Source organism: Colwellia sp. MB02u-14, assembly GCF_014076915.1.
Classification (GTDB): Bacteria; Pseudomonadota; Gammaproteobacteria; order Enterobacterales; family Alteromonadaceae; genus Colwellia_A.
In genome coordinates this window covers 444,763-463,508 of the sequence record NZ_JACGUX010000079.1, presented here as the reverse complement: position 1 = coordinate 463,508, position 18,746 = coordinate 444,763, and the positions used below count along the sequence as shown (strand labels likewise).

Genomic DNA, 18,746 nt, shown 5'->3' with positions numbered 1-18,746 from the left:
CAATCTTTCGTTAAAGGAATGTTCTCAATTTAGTCAATGCAGCAAATAACTTTGCCACTTCTTCTTCGGTGTTATACATAGAAAATGATGCGCGTACCGTACCCGAAATGCCCAGTTCATTCATTAACGGCATCGTACAGTGATGACCTGTTCGAACAGCAATACCTTGTTGATTGAGTAAAGTACCTACATCACTTGGATGCGTATCTCCTATGAGAAAAGAAAAAATAGCCGTTTTATTTTCTGCCGTGCCATAAATACGAATATCATCCATACTATTGGCTAACGCTGAGCAATAATTAGTCAACCGCTGTTCGTGTGCTATAGCGCCAACTCGGTCAATGCTGTTTACGTAATCGATAGCTGCTGCGAGTCCTATTGCACCCGCAATATTCGGTGTGCCAGCTTCAAATTTATAGGGTAATTCATTCCAAGTTGACTGTTGAAATGTGACCGTTTTTATCATCTCTCCGCCGGTTTGAAACGGGGGTAATTGCTCTAAATAAGCTTCTTTACCATACAAAACACCAATACCCGTAGGGCCAAATAACTTATGCCCTGAGAAGACGTAAAAATCACAATTCAGGTCCTGGACATCAACAAAACCATGACCAATGGCTTGAGCGCCATCTATCACTGTTATGGCATTAACTTGCTGTGCAGATTGCACGATTTCTTTAACCTGATTTATCGTACCAAGCGTGTTGGAGACATGTGTCATCGCAACAACCGCAGTATTTTTATTGAGTAACGTCTTATAAATTGAAAAATTCAGCTCGCCTTTCTCATTTATCGGCGCCACCACAAGTTTGGCACCGCTTTGCTGTGCTGCCACTTGCCAAGGCACAATGTTGGCATGGTGCTCCATTGCTGAAATAATAATTTCATCACCCGGCTTTAAAAAGCTTTGCGCTAATCCACTGGCAATTGTATTGATCGCTTCAGTTGTACCCCTTGTCCACACTATTTCATGAGCATGCTTTGCATGAATAAAGCCTTGCACGCTACTGCGTGCATTTTCAAACAGCTCAGTGGCATTATCACTTAGCGTGTGGGCACCTCGATGCACATTGGCGTTATTCGTATTATAAAATTGATTAATAGCATCGATGACAATCTGTGGCTTTTGAGTGGTTGCCGCGTTATCCAAATAGATTAAAGGTTTACCTTTAATTTTTTGATCTAATATGGGGAAATCTTGCCGAACTTTTGCAATATTAAACGTATTGTCTTGCTCAACGGCATCTATAGAAGACATCGTTATCTTTCTCCTTCGTGGTGTAATGAGGAAAGTAAGCTAGATGAACGCTGTGTAACAAACTCTCGCACACTATTGTGTGGTAGTTGTTCGACTATTTCGGCAATAAAAGCCAGGCTCAATAGACGTTTAGCTTCGACCCTTGGAATACCCCTAGATTGTAAATAAAATAATGCTTCACTATTGATTTGACCCACTGTGGCACCGTGTGAACATCTCACATCATCAGCATAAATCTCTAGTTCAGGTTTAGTATTGATGGTGGCAGTGCTTGAAAGTAATAAGTTTTTGTTACTGAGCTCGGCCAATGTTTTTTGAGCGTTTGGATGAATATGAATGCGGCCATTGAAGACAGCATTAGCTTGGTCATCCACTAAACCTCGAAATACTTCATTGCTGCTACAATTTGGCGCGATATGTTGCATACAAATATGGTTATCAATGGTTTGTTGATGGCGACCGTAAAAACTGCCTCGAATATCATTACTCGCATACTCTCCCTGCAAGGACACCGTAAGATCATTACGTTTCAATTTAGAGGCAAGGCTAATTTGATGTTGTTGATAAGTGCTATGATGCCCTTGTTTTACACGATGATTGCATATGCTCGTGACACTCTCATCAAGTTGCAGTCGGCTATGGGTGATATGCGCCTTGTCATTTACAAAACATTCAATCACAGTATTAACCATTGACGTGTGTTTGAGTGGTGCGTCTTCATGCTCGATTATTGTCGCTTTACTGCCGGTTTCAGCAATAATTAATAATCGCATCATGTTTGTTTTTGGCTGATCACCTTGTGTCAGATTTACGATGTAAAAGGGCTTGTCGACCTCACAATGCTCTGGGATATGGATAAGTAAACCATCTTCAAGTTGCGCACTGTTCAGGCTAGAAAAATAGTCGTGGTAGTAGTTATGACTGGTATCTAAATGATCAACAATGAGTTGCTGCTGAGCAGTATTAGCCTCAGAGAATAAAGTGCTGTAAGGGTTACTATCAAGGTGTGATAATCCATTCACAAACACACCGTTGACAAAAACTAAACGATACGCATTAAGGTCCTTTATTAAAGACTGCGAAAGTAATTCATCAATGTCGTCGTCACTTTTTGAATTGCGTACTTGCATACTTTGTACGTCAAGTTGCTCATCAGCTAACAATTCTTCAAGTTTAAGATATTTCCAATCTTCGGTTTTTTGGGTTGGTAATTGCAGCGCTTTTAAGCGTTCACTTGCCGCATCACGAATACCTTGTAACCACAGATTTTTTTGAGAGGTATGCTCGTTGCTAAAGTCAGTCGTTATTTGCTGTAGATTATTCATGGTTAAACCTTAAGTGGATTTGCTGATTGCTCAGTTCCACTTTCTAACCAACTGTAGCCTTTTTCTTCTAACTCTAACGCCAGCTCACTTCCACCAGATTTAATGATTTTTCCGTCGGCCAATACATGTACAAAATCAGGTTGCACGTAATCTAATAATCGTTGGTAATGAGTGATCAAGATAAAGGAACGATCGGGACTGCGTAACTGATTGATCCCATCAGCCACTACTTTAAGTGCATCGATATCTAAACCTGAATCGGTTTCATCAAGTAGGCATAACTTTGGCTCTAACATCAGCATCTGCATAATTTCATTGCGTTTTTTCTCACCACCTGAAAAACCTTCATTCACACCACGCTTTAAAAAGCCAGTATCTAAATCAACCAGTCGACATTTCTCACGCGCCAGCTTCATAAACTCTACCGCACTCAAAAGAGGCTTTTTTTGATATGTATGGAGACACTCAAGGGATGTTTTTAAAAACTCAAGGTTACTGACTCCCGGGATTTCAACCGGGTACTGAAAGGCAAGGAAAATACCTTCCCGTGCACGGTCTTCAGGCAAAAGTGTTAATAAGTCTTTGCCTTCAAACATGACGGTGCCATCGGTCGCATCATAGTTATCACGACCTGCTAGTACATTGGATAGCGTGCTTTTTCCGCTCCCATTAGGTCCCATAATGGCGTGAACTTCACCAGGTTTAACCTCAATATTTAACCCTTTGAGGATCTCTTTTCCATCAATCTTGGCTTTTAAATTTTTAACGTTTAGCATCTATTGACCTTATTATCTTTTAATCAAGTTTTATCAGTGTGGTAATACGACTGATGTCTGTTTCATGAATTTTTTGATCCTTCGACGCGCATTATCCAACGGCACCTTCTAAGCTGATCTCTAATAGTTTCCCCGCTTCAACAGCAAACTCCATTGGCAACTCTTTGAAAACTGATTTACAAAAACCATTAACAATCATGGATACCGCTTTTTCAGGATCGATACCGCGTTGTTGGCATAGGAATAACTGATCCTCACTGACTTTTGATGTTGTCGCTTCATGTTCGACAATCGCACTTGGATTTTTGCTAACAATATAGGGGAAGGTATGTGCAGCACATTTATCACCGATTAAGAGTGAATCACATTGGGTGAAATTACGTGCACCTTCTGCTTTTGGTGATATATTGACTAATCCTCGATAGGTATTAGATCCTTTGCCCGCTGAAATGCCTTTTGAAATAATAGTACTGCGAGTATTACGACCTAGATGGATCATCTTGGTCCCAGTATCCGCTTGTTGTGCGTTTCGGGTTAAGGCCACAGAATAAAACTCACCCACACTGTTATCGCCCATTAATATTACGCTCGGGTACTTCCATGTGATGGCGGAGCCTGTTTCTACTTGAGTCCATGATATTTTTGCGTTGGTATGGCAGATACCGCGTTTGGTGACAAAATTATAGATACCTCCTTTACCGTTTTCATCCCCGGGATACCAGTTTTGAACAGTAGAATATTTAATTTGCGCGCCTTCTAGTGCGACTAACTCAACCACTGCTCCGTGCAGCTGATTTTCGTCTCGTGATGGGGCTGTACAACCTTCAAGATAGCTCACATAGCTACCTTCATCAGCAATAATCAAGGTACGTTCAAACTGACCCGTGTTCATCTCATTAATCCGGAAGTAGGTCGACAACTCCATCGGACACCTAACCCCCTTAGGTATATAAACAAACGAACCGTCACTAAATACCGAACAGTTTAAAGCGGCATAATAATTATCTTTAACGGGCACCACAGAGCCCAGGTATTTTTTAATTAATTCAGGATGTTCGATGATTGCTTCTGACAGTGAACAGAAAATCACGCCAGACTCAGCAAGCTTTTCTTTAAAGGTGGTAATAATAGAAACACTATCAAATACTATATCAACGGCGACACCAGCCAGCATTTCTTGTTCATGCAATGGAATGCCTAATTTTTCGTAGGTGCGAAGCAGTTCAGGGTCAACTTCTGCCAAACTTTTAGGTGCATCGTCCTGACTTTTGGGACTGGAATAGTAGGCAATAGCTTCAAAGTCAATTTCAGGGTAATTGACTTGCGCCCATTCTGGACGTTCCATCTCTAGCCACTGTTTGTAGGCCTTTAAACGCCATTCCAACATGTATTCTGGTTCATTTTTTTTGGCTGATATTTTTCGTATGACATTTTCATTTAACCCAGGATCAAATGTTTGCATTTCAACATCGGTGATAAAACCCGCGTCATAGCTGGAATTAATACGCTCATCAATAACATTGCTTTCGCTCATAATGATTAACTCTCTTTCTATAGGTTTGCAAAGTACGGTGTTACAGACCAAATCCTAAAAAACACTAATTTGGCATGGATCTATCTTTAACGGTTATTTAGACGCGTAGATGATCTCGATTGTATTTTGTGAAACGCTAACACCATAAAGAATACTGATTTAGTAATGTATGTCAGTTTATATTACACGTAAATTTAATACAATACTAAATTAGTATTTATTGTTGTTTGGGAGAGTGGGATGTTTACTTGGTGAGATAACGCTTAACCTTTGTTTTATATATTATAGAAAATGTTGCAACGTCCATTTTTTAGTTTTATTTCAGAAGTATCTTAGCGTTTATCTAATTTACTGAGTGGTTTAAGGAATAAAAAGGAATACTATTGAGGTATACTAGTAAATATAATTACTGACCAGATGAGGTGAGTAAATTTTCAAGAGAATACTTATGATAAGAATTAGCCGCATGGCCGATTATGCGCTGTTGGTGGTATTAAAAATGTGTGGTCGCGATGAGCTAATTACACTAGACAGATTGTGTCAGTTAACGACATTATCTCTACCTACCGTGCGTAAATTGATGCGGTCACTCATCCATAACAATTTAGTGGAATCAGTTAGGGGATCTCATGGGGGTTATAAACTCAGTAGTCAATCTGATCAAATATCGATTGCAGAAGTGATTGAAGCCATCGATGGGCCTATTGCATTAACAGAGTGTGTTAAGTCGGATGGCGGTGATTGTGAATTGGCAGATACGTGTGGATTACAAGGAAATTGGAATATCGTTAATCGTTTGATTTCCAATGCGTTGCACAACGTAACACTGGATGCAATGGGGCAAGAGCCTATGGATGTTAAACGCCTGAAGTCAACATTCATAGAGGTCTGTGACCAAAACGAATAAGTGCTCAGTAATAGACAAGCAATAATATATTTTTTAAACCAGCTCGCCAAATTGATAAGTGTTATTAGCTGCCTCGCCTGCTCTTTAGATAAAGACATTAATTCAGTTGTGTTAAGGTTAAAAGAATATTTACACATTTTAACTATAGAGCGTTCCAACCTCATCAATCAATAGTTTTATCTATCATTATCAGCAATTTTATTGATTATTGTTCTTATATTAATTTTCTAAGTACTTAATATAATGAAAAATAAAATGACGATATCTATTTTCCATATTGATATATCTTTTATATCCTTGGGGGAGTGTAAATTGGCGATTTATCGCTTATTAAACTGTTTTTACATTATTTAGAATTTAAAACAAGCGCCTCCTACTATGTGTAACATAGTTTTGAATATTGCTTTTGCTTATGATGGTTTATTATTTTTATTCAAACAGACTTATCTGAGGCGTTGTTCTACTTTGTGTGGGCAATAATTTGGGTAATTCATTATGTTTTGTATTTAGGTAACAGAGGATCTTTTTGATTGCCAAAGAATCCTCGCTACTCGCTATAACTTTAACCGCCATACAGATTGCTGAAAGGTTTCAATATTGATGTTAAAAGCTCATTTGAATTTTTGCGCCCAAGTTATTGACGGGTATTTTTTGGTAGCGTCATCCTATTTTCGTGCACCTTCTGCTTTTCTTGTTTAGCTTCATTGGGCGATAGCTCTGCTCTATATTTACTCTTTGGAAAAATATACTTCTGAACTAGGATTGCTTTGAAAACTGATAAAGCGTTATGAATACTAAATAAGCCAGTAAATTATTTAATATTCAGTTGGTTAACTTTAGTCGTGAGTTGGCAGGGGTATAAAGTGGGTATCACTCATGTAGTTAACGGTAATATCCTTCGAGAAAAAAGTAAGTAGAAATTAAATGAATTCTATTCTCAAGTGCCACGGGAAATCATATAGGACTCTCCCTTCGTGTCAGTTTAAAATAGTGGTTATAAAAACACTAACTTATTTCACAGGGGGGAGATCAAAATGGAACAATATAATGGTTTAGTTCACACCAAACCATGAGATCTTTAGGTGCATAAATAAGTAATAAATAGGCAATGAAAAAGATTAAAAGAAACTGCATTGCTCACTTAATAGGGAATCCCTAATGATAAATCTTCTTTATTATCAGCAATGGCCAATGATATGGTGATGGTCACAAGAATAGAATCCATATTTTCCTATTACAAGCTGATAAACCCCCTAAAACTTATAAAAATTCCTCATGAACATTTAATGAAAACCAACTAAATATTAAGCATATTGCAGTCCAGTAAAAGTAAATCACTCGCCCAAAGTTATATAGGCCTTTAATATCGGTGAACGTATCAATAAATTTTACTGAAAATAAAAAATTATCCTATTAAGTTTGTTTGCTATAGTTAAAAGGAGTCATATGAAATAATATCAGTTTATACAAATGATTAGGCGCAACATCTAACGCGTCAGTATGAAACATTTAATCGGTGTTTGTAGTACTGTGATATCACCCGTTTTTATAGTTAATTAGTAGGCGTAGCATGAAGTTTCATCAAAACACTTATCTTTCAGGCAGATGGGAAAGTCCCATCGAGAGTATTGAAAAAGCGAATCTTGTTTTACTTTTTGGGAACCGAGACCTTGTTAAAAATGAAGCGATAATGGCAGATATACGCTGCCACTACCCCAAAGCAGATATTATCGGTTGTACAACAGCAGGTGAAATTCAAGGAATAAAAATCTATGACGACAGCTTATGTTTAACAGCTATCGAATTTGACCATTCTTTTATCTCCGTTCAAAGCGCATCAATTACTAATAGCTCTGTACTTGAAGTGGTAAAAAATCTTGCTGATGGTCTTGATAAAGAAGGGCTTCGCTATGTAATGGTATTGTCAGATGGGCATCAAATAAATGGTACTGAACTGGTCAATGCTTTACAGGCTTCTTTACCTGAAGATATATTGATTACAGGAGGCTTAGCAGGTGATGGCACCAACTTTAATGAAACACTTGTCTGGCATAATAGTGCGACTGAATTAGGCCAAATTGTTTTAGTGGGTTTTTATGGTGAGAGGTTGTCGTTGGGCTATGGTTGCATAGGTGGATGGGATGCGTTTGGCCCTGACAGAACTATCACTAAATCAAAAAGTAATGTGCTTTATGAATTAGATAACCTTCCTGCTCTAGCTTTATATAAAAGATATTTGGGTCCACACGCAGATGATTTACCCGCCTCAGCTTTATTATTCCCTCTAGTCTTGAAAATTGATAATAAAAGAATGACAAGAACCATTTTGAGTATTAATGAAGAAGATGGTTCGATGACGTTTGCAGGTGATGTGCCTGAAGGCGCAACAGTACAATTAATGCGTGCTAATACTAGTAGCTTAATTGATGGTGCTGAAATCGCTGCAGAGCATGCGTTAAGTAGAATACCCACTAATTACAGTAATGGCTTAGCCATACTGATCAGTTGCGTAGGTAGAAGAATAGTCTTGGGTAATTACTGTGAAGAAGAAGTTGAGGTTGTTAAAGATATTCTGGGTGAAAAATGGGCATATACAGGCTTCTACTCTTATGGAGAGCTTTCTCCAATGTTAAACAGTGAGGCTTGTGCATTACACAATCAAACGATGACCATTACTACTCTATGCGAAACAGATGAATAGGTTACTAAAGCGTCTGATAAAAAGACATTTACATGAATATGATGATCATAAAAGTATTAAAGACTTTATTAGTGGTATTGACGATATTTTTGCCCAACAGCAAGACGAACGTGAATTTATGGAGCGAACACTAACGCTGTCTTCTATTGAACTCAATGAAATTAATGTCAGTTTAAAAGAAAATCTCGCAAAAAATGAAAACATTCAGCGCCATTCAGAAAAGCTTATTGCTAAGCAAGATGCTTTATTTAATGCAAGTACAGAAGCTATTTTTAGCTTTAGTCCTGATAATATCATCGAAAAACTTAACCAAGCAGCCATTGATTTTTTGGATTTAGATGTTGATCGCTTAAATAACGGCGAAGTACTTACCTGTGATTTATTTCTGGCAAGATTAGTAAATCATGATAGTTTTTCTAATGATATTCAGCCAATAAGAGACAATGAATTAGCGGTAGTGCATGGCTTCTTTGAGACCATAGATCACCGTTCTTACGAGTTTTACTCTGTTCCCGAAGTTGTAGATGGTGATTTTTTTGGTCGAGTTTGGTGTTGTCGTGACATCACTGATGTTAGAAAAAATGAAGCACTGTTAAAGTATCGAGCTAACCATGACGCATTAACTGACTTACCCAATCGTTCATTAATTTTAGATGTGTTAAACCATGCCATCGCCATGGGGCAACGACATAACCTAAAGGTAGGTTTATTATTTATTGATTTAGATGACTTTAAAAAAATTAATGATACTGCAGGGCATCAAGAAGGCGATCGGTACCTTATAGAATTTGCAAATCGTATAAAATCAGCATTAAAGACGGGTGATATTTTAGGTCGTTTAGGAGGGGATGAATTTGTCGTGATCCTAGAAGACATAAATAATATTTCACATGTCGTTCAAATTAATGAACGCATTTTAGCGTTATGTAAAGTTCCTTTTTATATTAAAGATAAAAAATACTATATGTCGTGCAGTATCGGGGTGAGTTTATCGCCTGATGATTCAGTTAGCTCGGAAGAACTTATTCGTAAGGCTGATATGGCAATGTACCAAGCCAAAGAATCAGGGAAGAATACGTACCACTTTTTTGATAAAAAATTAGAGAAAATTGCCCTTAATAGCGTAATGATTGACGGCCAATTACGTGAAGCGATCAAAGAAGAAAATTTTGTACTGCATTATCAACCCAAAATGTGTTTAAAAGATAATTCTTTGTGTGGTGTCGAAGCGCTTATTCGTTGGCAAAAAACACCTAATGAACTTGTTTATCCTGACTGTTTTATACATATAGCAGAGAAAAACGGTTTAATACGAGACATTACCCATTGGCTACTAAACCAAGCTTGCCAAACATTAAAAAGTTGGGAAAACACTGCGTTAGCTAACATTCCAATGTCATTAAATATTTCAGCAATAGATTTTGCTGATCCGCTTTTCGTTGAACAAGTGTTTCAATTTATTGATCAGTATAAAATCAACCCAGCATTGATAGAGCTTGAGTTAACAGAATCAACTTTTTTTAATGATATAAAGTCAGTGCAGGAAAAAATTGATAAATTAAAGTCAAAAAAGATTAAGTTAGCCATTGACGACTTTGGTACGGGATTCTCTTCATTTGCTTATTTACGTGATATGGAGTTAGATTTTTTAAAAATAGATAAGAGCTTTGTACTTGGTATGCATAAGGATGAAAAATCTAAAGCGATTGTTAAAAGTATTATCGATGTAGGTATTAACCTTGGCTTTAAGGTTGTTGCTGAAGGCATTGAATCTGAGAGTATAATGGCGTTACTTACTAAGCAAGGTTGCCATATTGGCCAAGGTTATCATATGAGCAAACCGGTTACTGAAGAAATGCTTTTTCAGTTTTCTGTTAAAATGTTGCCATAGTCCTGATAAGTTGTGCATAAAAATCGATCATGTAGTTAAGGATAACGCAGAGTTTTTCGTTACACGACGTTATTTGGGAAGTCCGATCAATTAAATTAATTTTCCTAAAATGCTGCAAAGACTAAACAAGAAAGGGGGGTATAAACATACTCCCCCTTTTAAATAACGTAGATAAAATGACTCAGCCTTATTTAATCATCTTTTCTTTAACAGTCAAATAGCTGATATTTGTCATTTAAAGTTTTCCGCAGTAAAAATACGTAATAAAAAGGTAATAGCGTTTTATAACAGATATTAAAAGCGTAAAGTGAACAACGTTTATTGAACTATAATTAAGATAATTCTAAGGTTGATTTTTATTTATGGTAAATATACATAAACTTATCGGCATTAAAAACTTTATGGTTAAGGATAAATGATGATTAAACAACTACTTACTTTATTGACTATTTTAGTACTGGGCAGCATGTTTATAGCGCTACCTTCAGCGCACGCTGCTAAGGTAAATGTAATTTGGAGCGATCCTAGTAAATACCGAGATATTGATGCGGGAACGGAGGGTCGAAAGCGCTTTCAAGAAAATCTGTTTAGCGAATTTGAAAAACACTTTTCAAAACTTGCTAAAGCATTACCTGAAGATGAGACACTTGACATAGAAGTGACCGATGTTGATTTAGCGGGGGATGTCCATGCGAGTGGTATGAATCAAATAAGAATTATTAAAGATCTTTATTTTCCAAGAATAAAATTTTCATTTAAATTAATCAATGCCAATAAAGCCATAATTCATAGCGATATTGTTAATTTAAAAGATATGAATTTTATGGCGGGGGGTAGCTTAAGGTATAGGAATCAAGCGTTAGGTTATGAAAAGCAATTGCTTGATGAGTGGTTTAAAGACACGTTCAAAAATAATGTGGAAAAGTAAGACTCAACTTTTAAAAGTAACCCAAAAAAAGCCACCTTTATCATCTACTAAAGGTGGCTTTTTTAGAGGTGCTTTAAATAAATGGCTTAATGAGTAACGGTTGCACTTTCTTCAAAATTAGCGAGTACCGTAAAGAGTTTCTCTATTTTTTTTACCGTATCTATTAATGTTTGTTGATCTGAGGTTTTTTGCCAAAAGATCAAATCGTTCGCGACTTCTTCAACATAAGGCTGAAAAGTATTTGCCGAACACTTGAAGCCGGCGTCCTTTTTAAATATAGCTTCAAAGCTTGCTTGCTTGTTTTTTCTTAAATCAGCTAAAGTCGCATCAGCGGTTAACGATTTTTTTAAAATAATTGAAATATTATCAACGAGTTGCTTACTGACAGTTGCGCTCATGGTGTCTCTATATAAAATATTGTTTTGATATTACACTATTATGCCAAATTGATTGGGGTTTTGTTAGCCTCTCCAGCAATTTCTCTCACTAATTTTGGCATGAGAAAACCGGGTAGGGTTGCCATCATTTCTTGTACAATTATTTTCGCCTGGTTTTCAGAAACATCAAAGTGCGCGACGCCTTGCACGGGGTCAAACATATGCAAGTAATACGGCTGAATACCACTATCAAATAATGTTTCACTGAGTTGGCATAATAGCTTGGCATCATCATTTACACCTTTTAGTAAGACACTTTGATTGAATAAAGGAATTCTCGCAACACGTAATTTTTCAAGTGCCTGTTTGACATTAGCATCTATTTCATTGGGATGATTGACATGCAAAACCATCGTTGCTTTTAAGCGAGTTCGAGACAACATGTCTACTAACGATGTTGTTATACGCTGTGGAATAACAACAGGTAAGCGTGTATGTATTCGTAGGCGTGTAACATGCTTAATAGGCTCTAGTTGTTCGATAAGCCATTCTAAGTGTTCATCATTGGCCATTAAAGGGTCACCGCCACTAAAAATAACTTCATTAACTTCAGGGTTGTCTGCAATATATTTTAGTGCGGGTTGCCAACGAACTTTATTGGGACTATTTTCACTATAAGGAAAGTGGCGGCGAAAACAATAACGACAATTAACCGCACAACCTGACTTTATAATCATTAATACTCTATGCTTATATTTATGTAATAAGCCTTCAGCAACGGTATCGTGCTCTTCAAGGGGGTCGGTCGAGTAGCCTTCTGTGTTAATAAACTCATCAGACAGTGGCATCACTTGTTTAAGTAACGGATCGTTAAAGTCACCTTTTTTCATTCTAGAGATGAAAGGCTGTGGGACGCGCACAGGAAATAATTTTCGTGCTGAAAAGTGTTGTAAGTAATCTTGGCTGTTAATTTCTAGCATTTGTAAAAGTTTTTTTGGATCAGTCACTACATTACTTAACTCTTTTTGCCAAGAAGTGTGCAATTGTTCGCTTATTTGGGTTATTATCTGCGGCATTTGTAATTTCAATTTAAATCTCTGCGTTATCTGTCTGAGTATAAGAGAACATTAATATGGCTAATTTTAGTACAAACCAATTTAAGGCTGGCCTTAAATTAATGATTGACGGCGAACCTTGTAACATTTTAGAAAACGAATTAGTAAAACCGGGTAAAGGTCAAGCCTTTAGTCGTGTAAAAATTCGTAAACTTATTTCTAATAAAGTCTTAGAAAAAACCTTTAAATCAGGCGAGTCTTGTGAAGGCGCTGATGTAATGGAAACCGAACTAGCTTATTTATATGCTGATGGTGAATTCTGGCATTTTATGAATAATGAGACCTTTGAGCAAATTGCAGCTGATGAAAAAGCAGTTACGGATTGTATTAAGTGGTTAAAAGAAGGCGATATCTGCACCATTACTTTATGGAATGGTTCACCGATCACTGTAACAACACCTAACTTTGTTGATCTAGATGTTACAGAAACAGATCCAGGATTAAAAGGTGATACTGCCGGTACAGGGGGGAAACCAGCCACATTAAACACTGGTGCTGTTATTCGCGTACCTTTATTTATTCAAATTGGTGAAACAGTAAAAGTAGATACTCGTACCGGTGAATATGTATCACGCGCAAGCAAATAAACGTTTTTAACTATTTTACTGATTTAAATAAGTGTTTTCATGAGTAGCTAGCGTTATTTAGTGACTCATATTTATCATTATTTGATAACACCCAAAAATTTATATTAAAAAACCTGCTTTTGCAGGTTTTTTTATAGATAAACGACTAGTTTATTTGTCTAGTATGCAGTTTTAAATAATCAAATAACTCTTTATGATACTTACCCAACTTTTCTGCTTTTTTCTCTTTTGCCGCTTGGCGCACTAATTGACGGAGTTTTTGTCTTTCCATTGACTCATGCTCGCTTAGTAAACCTTCTACAAAATCACTTCCTTGATCAATAACGTCATCACGCATTTTTTCAAGTTTAATAAATTTGGCTGTCTCTTGTTGATGTTTATTAGCCATAACATCAAGCGCATGCTTAATGGGTTCTAAATCAGCTTCAGATAACATTCTAGCTAAGTGTCTAACATGACGACGTAAAGCTTCATGTTTATTTTTAATTTTATCCGCCAAAATTAAGGCGTCTTTAATATCTTCAGTAAAAGGAATTTTACTGCGCTGATGTTTAGATAAATCAATGAGCGACTGTCCAAAGATTTGTAACTGGATCATTTCACGCTTTACTTCTGATTTACTTTTTAATTCTTCATCTAATTCATCGATATCGTTAGCAGAGTCGGGCATAATATTCGTTATTAAAGTGATAATTATCGCTATTATACTCGTAAGTGCTTATGGTATACAGCGCATATTTTCTAATTTCCTGCATTTATAGAAGAAAACAATAAATTATGACTCAAACGATGAACGCTAAAGAATCGATGAAAGAACAATTAAGAGAAGTTGAGCAACGTGTAGCACAAGTGCTCGACTTAGCAAAATCGCTAGGAGCAGACGCGGCAGAAGCTTCTATAAGCCGTCAACAGGGGTTAAGTGTTGGCACACGTTTTGGTGAAGTAGAAACCGTTGAGTTTACGAATGACGGTGCGTTGGGTATTACGGTTTATCAGCAAGGTCGAAAAGGGAGTGCTTCAACCGCTGATTTATCTGAAGCTGCATTAAAACAAACGGTACAAGCGGCCGTTAATATCGCTAAATATACTTCTGTTGACGACTGTTCAGGTTTAGCCGATAAGAATATGCTCGAAATGTCGCCTGCAGATTTAGACTTATATCATCCAAAAGTATTATCAACAGACCAAGCGATTCAATTAGCCAAAGAATGTGAAGACAGTGCGTTAGCATTTGATCCTCGTATTACTAATTCAGATGGGGCATCTCTCGATAGTTTTGAGGGTTATAAAGTCTATGGTAATAGTAATGGACAAATTGTTGGTTATCCAAGCTCTCGACATAGTTTGAGTTGTGTAATGATCGCCTCTGAGGGAGATGATATGCAACGCGATTACGCTTATACTGTAAATCGTGATTTTAATTTAATGGACAACGGCATTGATATTGGTGTGCAAGCATCAAAAGAAGCGCTATCGAGATTAAATGCGCAGAAACTACCCACAGGAAAAGTGCCAGTGATGTTTCGTGCTGATATTGCCAATTCAATTTTTGGACATTTTATTGCGGCGATCAGCGGTGGTAATTTATACCGTAAGTCATCATTTCTCATGGACTCAATCGGTAAACAAGTTTTTCCTGACTTTTTAAATATCAGCGAACGTCCTCATATTTTAAAGGGGTTAGCGAGTAGTGCTTTCGACAGTGAAGGAATTAAAACTGTTGACCGTGAAATTATTGTTGATGGTTGTTTAGAAACCTATCTACTAACCAGTTATTCAGCACGTAAATTAGGACTTAAATCTACTGGCCATGCCGGCGGTATTCATAATTGGCAAATTAATGCCAAAGGCTCTGCCAATGGTGGTGACTTTGATGCTATGTTGAAAAAGCTCGGTACCGGATTTTTGGTCACTGAATTAATGGGACAAGGCGTTAATGTGGTTAATGGCGACTACTCACGAGGCGCTGCCGGTTTCTGGGTTGAGAACGGCGAAATTGCTTACCCGGTATCAGAAGTTACCATTGCGGGTAATTTATCTGATATTTTTAAAGGCTTAGTCGCTGTTGGTAGTGATGTCGATTTACGAGGCAGTATTTTAACGGGTTCATTGCTCATTGAAGAGATGCAGGTTGCAGGAAACTAATTAGCAATTTTCATCTTAAAGATAAGATAAAAACTAAGCATTGATGAGATCTTGAGGAAGTGCAAGATCTCAATACATCAATATTTAGGTAAGTGTTAAGTCAGTAATAACGTTGCTGTTCCTAAGAAAGCAAATATCCCCACGACATCAGTAATTGTTGTTAATATCACACTGCCAGCTAATGCTGGGTCAATGTTCATTCGTTTTAAAAACAGAGGAATGGCAACTCCCGCAACTCCCGCAGCGGTTAAATTCATCAACATCGCAAAAGCGATGACACCACCAAGCATTAAATTTTGTTGCCAAATAGCCACGACACCCGCAATTAATACTGCCCAAATAATGCCATTAAGAAAACCAACAGCCAGTTCTTTTTGCAGTAATATTCTGGCATTCGAGTCTCCAACATGACCTAAGGCAATGGCGCGAATAACCAGTGTTAATGTTTGGTTACCAGCAACACCGCCCATGCTGGGTACTAAAGAATTTAAAATGGCTAAAATCGCCAGTTGGCTTAAAACACCTTCGAACATACTCGATACAGCAACCGCTAATAACGCGGTGATAAGGTTAACTCCCAGCCAAATAGAGCGTTGCTGGGTACTTTTTAATACTGGAGCAAAGGTATCAGCTTCATCATCTAAACCGGCCATACTCATCATAGAGTGCTCAGCATCTTCACGAATAATATCGATAACATCATCAATAGTGATACGTCCAAGTAACCGGCCTTTATCATCAATGACAGGGGCAGAAAACCAATCAAATTTTTCAAAAATCTGTGCAACGTCACTATCAGATAAATGGGCTTGAATGGCTTCAATATCTTTATCAATTAACGTTGAAATTATAATTTCAGGTTTAGCGGTAATTATCGCGGCTAAAGAAACGGCGCCAATAAAATGATTGTTATCATCAACCACATAAAACGAATCGGTAGCTTCTGGTAAGTCACCGCGTAATCGCAGATAACGTAATACCACGTCAACCGTCACATCAGGGCGGATTGTTATGGTATCGGTATTCATGATACCGCCTGCGGTATCTTCCTCGAATGATAAAGCCGCTTCTACACGACCTCGGTCTTGCGAGTCCATAGCACTTAATACTTCTTGATAAACACTATCAGGTAAAGTACGTAAAACTTCAGCTAAATCATCGACATCCATCCCTTCAGCAACTTCTGCTAATTTTTCAGGGCGAATGGTTTTTAAAATACCTTTACGAACTTCTTCGTTGAGTTCTTCAAGGACTTCACCGTGGTTGTCTACGTCAATGAGTTGCCATAAAACGGCACGACTTTTAGGGTGAGATGACTCTAATATTAAAGCAATATCATAAGCTGGCATGTTCTGTAGTAATTTTCGAACATGCACAAACATGCCGCTACCAAGTGCTTTATTGACTTGTTGCAGGCGTTGGTGGTTTTGTTGTTGCTCTGAAATTTCCGGCATAAAATTTTCCTGTGCCGCAGTAATACGAAAATTATATTTTTCATCTTAGTTAGGATGTGTTGGCTAAGATGTTGTAATGAATGATAACTTAACTTTATTTTTTATTCAGTATTTTTATTATTCATCTTCATCAAACTTATCAGAAAATAACTGACAAACATCAAAGAGGGCTTGCTGGGCATCTTCTCCTTGGGTGATTATTTCAACAGTTTTTCCATACCCCCCCGCCAGTAACATTAAGCCCATAATACTATTGGCATCAGCTTCTTTACCGTCTAAGCAAACCGTTACATTAGCATTAAGCTTTTGACTTAACTGGGCGAGTTTAGTGGCAGCACGCGCATGTAAACCCAACTTATTGCTAATGGTTAATAATTTATTAAATTTTGGCATGCGATAACTATTCTTAGGTACTTTGTATTTTAATATCGCGATGATGAGATTGAACATCTTCACGCTCTTTACGTAGATTGTTCGCTAATATTTCTGCAATATAAACCGAACGGTGTTTTCCGCCAGTACAACCAATAGCGATAGTAATATAGCTACGGTTATTCCTTTCTAAGTGGGGCAACCACGTCATCATAAAACTGTTAATTTGCCAGATAAATTTAGTGACTATCGGCTGGCTCGCAAGGAAGTCTTGAACAGGTTGGTCTAAGCCAGTAAAACCTTTTAAGTCTTTTTCCCAAAAAGGGTTAGGAAGAAAGCGGGCATCAAATACATAGTCTGCATCTTGAGGTACACCATGCTTAAAGCCAAAAGATTCAAATACCACAACCATTGAGGCAGACGTTTTACCCAAAATTCGCTCGCGCACTAAGTCAGATAATTGATGAGGTGATAACTGGCTGGTATTTATATACAATCCCGCACGTGTAGAAATAGGTTCAAGCAGTTTTTTCTCTAAAGAAATCGCTTGGTCGAGTGGAATATTTTGTTTTATTAACGGATGTAAACGACGCGTTTCACTAAAACGGCGAATAAGATCAGAATCATCGGCGTCTAAATAAAGTATATCGAGCTTTACTGTTTTAGGTAGATAATCTAATATTTCTGAGACATCATTAGGGTCATTGGGCAAATTACGGACATCTAAACTAACGGCTACTTTATCATAGTCATTGATGACGGTATGGGCTAACGCAGGCAACAAGTTAACAGGAATATTATCTACGCAGTAGTAGCCTAAATCTTCGAGCACACGCAATGCAACACTTTTACCTGACCCTGAACGACCACTGACTATCATGAGTTTCATTTGAATTTTCCTGACTTTTTATTGTATTTATTAACGTGCAGCTTGCTTTATTAAATTAAAAAGCTCTTGCGAATTTTGACACTTTCTTACTTGTTTTGCGATTTGTTTGGTACTAAATACTTGTGCAATACTTTGTAGCGTTTCTAAATGTTGTTGGCAGTTCTCTTCGGGCACAAACAGCGCAATAATAATATCTACCCCGCGATTATCTATAGAGTCAAATTCCACCGCTTGTTCACTGGTCAGTAAAACGGCAATGACTTGTGAGGTATTTGACAAACGCCCATGAGGGATAGCTATACCGTTACCGATGCCGGTAGAACCCACTTTTTCACGCGCCATTAAACTTTCAAATAGCTGATGTGTATCAAGGTTCTCAATTTTTTTTGCCGCAGTGGCGCTAATTATTTCAAGGAGTTTTTTTTTGCTAGTCCCCTTAACGGCACAGAGTGTGCAGTCAAGGGTTAGGATATCTTGCAACTTCATT

At 37.5% G+C, this 18,746-nt stretch carries 17 protein-coding genes; 6 read left to right on the top strand and 11 right to left on the bottom strand.

What is annotated here, in order from left to right:
* Positions 1 to 10 precede the first annotated feature (10 nt).
* The 4 genes from H4J52_RS12445 to sufB form a co-directional block, all read right to left on the bottom strand.
* Positions 11 to 1,258, bottom strand: a complete 1,248-nt coding sequence (locus H4J52_RS12445; protein WP_182177277.1) for an aminotransferase class V-fold PLP-dependent enzyme — start codon at positions 1,256 to 1,258, stop codon at positions 11 to 13.
* Between the two features lie 2 nt (positions 1,259 to 1,260).
* Positions 1,261 to 2,583 (bottom strand): Fe-S cluster assembly protein SufD, encoded by a 1,323-nt coding sequence (gene sufD / locus H4J52_RS12440; protein ID WP_182223568.1) that lies wholly within the window; start codon positions 2,581 to 2,583, stop codon positions 1,261 to 1,263.
* Between the two features lie 2 nt (positions 2,584 to 2,585).
* A complete protein-coding gene (gene sufC / locus H4J52_RS12435; RefSeq protein WP_182177273.1) occupies positions 2,586 to 3,359 on the bottom strand; it encodes a Fe-S cluster assembly ATPase SufC in 774 nt (257 codons plus the stop codon).
* A gap of 91 nt (positions 3,360 to 3,450) precedes the next feature.
* The gene (sufB, locus tag H4J52_RS12430) at positions 3,451 to 4,893 is read right to left on the bottom strand and encodes a Fe-S cluster assembly protein SufB (protein WP_182177272.1); all 1,443 of its coding nucleotides are present in this window, start codon (positions 4,891 to 4,893) and stop codon (positions 3,451 to 3,453) included.
* Positions 4,894 to 5,341: 448 nt separating this feature from the next.
* On the opposite strand from sufB, the gene H4J52_RS12425 reads away from it, so the two are divergent.
* The 4 genes from H4J52_RS12425 (at position 5,342) to H4J52_RS12410 (ending at position 11,320) form a co-directional block, all read left to right on the top strand.
* Positions 5,342 to 5,800 carry an SUF system Fe-S cluster assembly regulator gene (locus H4J52_RS12425; RefSeq protein ID WP_182177271.1) on the top strand — a complete coding sequence of 153 codons (459 nt, stop codon included), beginning with the start codon at positions 5,342 to 5,344 and terminating at the stop codon, positions 5,798 to 5,800.
* Between the two features lie 1,570 nt (positions 5,801 to 7,370).
* A complete protein-coding gene (locus H4J52_RS12420) occupies positions 7,371 to 8,501 on the top strand; it encodes an FIST signal transduction protein (RefSeq protein WP_182224806.1) in 1,131 nt (376 codons plus the stop codon).
* The gene (locus tag H4J52_RS12415; RefSeq protein WP_182177269.1) at positions 8,494 to 10,392 is read left to right on the top strand and encodes a bifunctional diguanylate cyclase/phosphodiesterase; all 1,899 of its coding nucleotides are present in this window, start codon (positions 8,494 to 8,496) and stop codon (positions 10,390 to 10,392) included. Before H4J52_RS12420 ends, H4J52_RS12415 begins: the two co-directional genes overlap by 8 nt.
* A gap of 418 nt (positions 10,393 to 10,810) precedes the next feature.
* Entirely contained in the window at positions 10,811 to 11,320 is a 510-nt protein-coding gene (locus tag H4J52_RS12410) for a DUF3016 domain-containing protein (protein WP_220459990.1), read from the top strand.
* Positions 11,321 to 11,406: 86 nt separating this feature from the next.
* Here the strand turns inward: H4J52_RS12410 and H4J52_RS12405 are convergent, their stop codons facing one another.
* The gene (locus tag H4J52_RS12405; protein ID WP_182177268.1) at positions 11,407 to 11,718 is read right to left on the bottom strand and encodes a hypothetical protein; all 312 of its coding nucleotides are present in this window, start codon (positions 11,716 to 11,718) and stop codon (positions 11,407 to 11,409) included.
* A gap of 38 nt (positions 11,719 to 11,756) precedes the next feature.
* Positions 11,757 to 12,773 (bottom strand): EF-P beta-lysylation protein EpmB, encoded by a 1,017-nt coding sequence (epmB, locus tag H4J52_RS12400; protein WP_182177670.1) that lies wholly within the window; start codon positions 12,771 to 12,773, stop codon positions 11,757 to 11,759.
* Positions 12,774 to 12,829: 56 nt separating this feature from the next.
* Here epmB and efp point away from each other — a divergent pair, with 56 nt between their 5' ends.
* Complete coding sequence (efp, locus tag H4J52_RS12395; protein ID WP_182177267.1) at positions 12,830 to 13,399, top strand: elongation factor P; 570 nt, start codon at positions 12,830 to 12,832, stop codon at positions 13,397 to 13,399.
* Positions 13,400 to 13,544: 145 nt separating this feature from the next.
* On the opposite strand, the gene yjgA is transcribed toward efp, so the two are convergent.
* Positions 13,545 to 14,069 (bottom strand): ribosome biogenesis factor YjgA, encoded by a 525-nt coding sequence (yjgA, locus tag H4J52_RS12390; RefSeq protein ID WP_182177266.1) that lies wholly within the window; start codon positions 14,067 to 14,069, stop codon positions 13,545 to 13,547.
* 107 nt (positions 14,070 to 14,176) lie between these two features.
* Between yjgA and pmbA the strand changes: the two genes are divergently transcribed.
* Complete coding sequence (gene pmbA / locus H4J52_RS12385) at positions 14,177 to 15,544, top strand: metalloprotease PmbA (RefSeq protein WP_182223567.1); 1,368 nt, start codon at positions 14,177 to 14,179, stop codon at positions 15,542 to 15,544.
* A gap of 95 nt (positions 15,545 to 15,639) precedes the next feature.
* Here the strand turns inward: pmbA and mgtE are convergent, their stop codons facing one another.
* The 4 genes from mgtE to ptsN form a co-directional block, all read right to left on the bottom strand.
* Positions 15,640 to 16,998, bottom strand: coding sequence for a magnesium transporter (gene mgtE, locus H4J52_RS12380; protein WP_182177264.1), 1,359 nt, complete (start codon positions 16,996 to 16,998; stop codon positions 15,640 to 15,642).
* A 117-nt stretch (positions 16,999 to 17,115) separates the two neighbouring features.
* On the bottom strand, positions 17,116 to 17,391 hold the full coding sequence (locus tag H4J52_RS12375) for an HPr family phosphocarrier protein (protein ID WP_182177263.1): 276 nt from the start codon (positions 17,389 to 17,391) through the stop codon (positions 17,116 to 17,118).
* A gap of 13 nt (positions 17,392 to 17,404) precedes the next feature.
* Positions 17,405 to 18,259, bottom strand: coding sequence for an RNase adapter RapZ (gene rapZ, locus H4J52_RS12370; RefSeq protein WP_182177262.1), 855 nt, complete (start codon positions 18,257 to 18,259; stop codon positions 17,405 to 17,407).
* A gap of 30 nt (positions 18,260 to 18,289) precedes the next feature.
* Positions 18,290 to 18,745, bottom strand: coding sequence for a PTS IIA-like nitrogen regulatory protein PtsN (gene ptsN / locus H4J52_RS12365; protein WP_182177261.1), 456 nt, complete (start codon positions 18,743 to 18,745; stop codon positions 18,290 to 18,292).
* Position 18,746 lies beyond the last annotated feature (1 nt).

What these genes read in the sequence shown, in the direction of transcription:
- H4J52_RS12445 (WP_182177277.1), bottom strand. Translation starts at nt 1,258, where the DNA reads ATGTCTTCTATAGATGCCGTTGAGCAAGACAATACGTTTAATATTGCA.
- sufD (WP_182223568.1), bottom strand. Translation starts at nt 2,583, where the DNA reads ATGAATAATCTACAGCAAATAACGACTGACTTTAGCAACGAGCATACC.
- sufC (WP_182177273.1), bottom strand. Translation starts at nt 3,359, where the DNA reads ATGCTAAACGTTAAAAATTTAAAAGCCAAGATTGATGGAAAAGAGATC.
- sufB (WP_182177272.1), bottom strand. Translation starts at nt 4,893, where the DNA reads ATGAGCGAAAGCAATGTTATTGATGAGCGTATTAATTCCAGCTATGAC.
- H4J52_RS12425 (WP_182177271.1), top strand. Translation starts at nt 5,342, where the DNA reads ATGATAAGAATTAGCCGCATGGCCGATTATGCGCTGTTGGTGGTATTA.
- H4J52_RS12420 (WP_182224806.1), top strand. Translation starts at nt 7,371, where the DNA reads ATGAAGTTTCATCAAAACACTTATCTTTCAGGCAGATGGGAAAGTCCC.
- H4J52_RS12415 (WP_182177269.1), top strand. Translation starts at nt 8,494, where the DNA reads ATGAATAGGTTACTAAAGCGTCTGATAAAAAGACATTTACATGAATAT.
- H4J52_RS12410 (WP_220459990.1), top strand. Translation starts at nt 10,811, where the DNA reads ATGATTAAACAACTACTTACTTTATTGACTATTTTAGTACTGGGCAGC.
- H4J52_RS12405 (WP_182177268.1), bottom strand. Translation starts at nt 11,718, where the DNA reads ATGAGCGCAACTGTCAGTAAGCAACTCGTTGATAATATTTCAATTATT.
- epmB (WP_182177670.1), bottom strand. Translation starts at nt 12,773, where the DNA reads ATGCCGCAGATAATAACCCAAATAAGCGAACAATTGCACACTTCTTGG.
- efp (WP_182177267.1), top strand. Translation starts at nt 12,830, where the DNA reads ATGGCTAATTTTAGTACAAACCAATTTAAGGCTGGCCTTAAATTAATG.
- yjgA (WP_182177266.1), bottom strand. Translation starts at nt 14,069, where the DNA reads ATGCCCGACTCTGCTAACGATATCGATGAATTAGATGAAGAATTAAAA.
- pmbA (WP_182223567.1), top strand. Translation starts at nt 14,177, where the DNA reads ATGACTCAAACGATGAACGCTAAAGAATCGATGAAAGAACAATTAAGA.
- mgtE (WP_182177264.1), bottom strand. Translation starts at nt 16,998, where the DNA reads ATGCCGGAAATTTCAGAGCAACAACAAAACCACCAACGCCTGCAACAA.
- H4J52_RS12375 (WP_182177263.1), bottom strand. Translation starts at nt 17,391, where the DNA reads ATGCCAAAATTTAATAAATTATTAACCATTAGCAATAAGTTGGGTTTA.
- rapZ (WP_182177262.1), bottom strand. Translation starts at nt 18,259, where the DNA reads ATGAAACTCATGATAGTCAGTGGTCGTTCAGGGTCAGGTAAAAGTGTT.
- ptsN (WP_182177261.1), bottom strand. Translation starts at nt 18,745, where the DNA reads ATGAAGTTGCAAGATATCCTAACCCTTGACTGCACACTCTGTGCCGTT.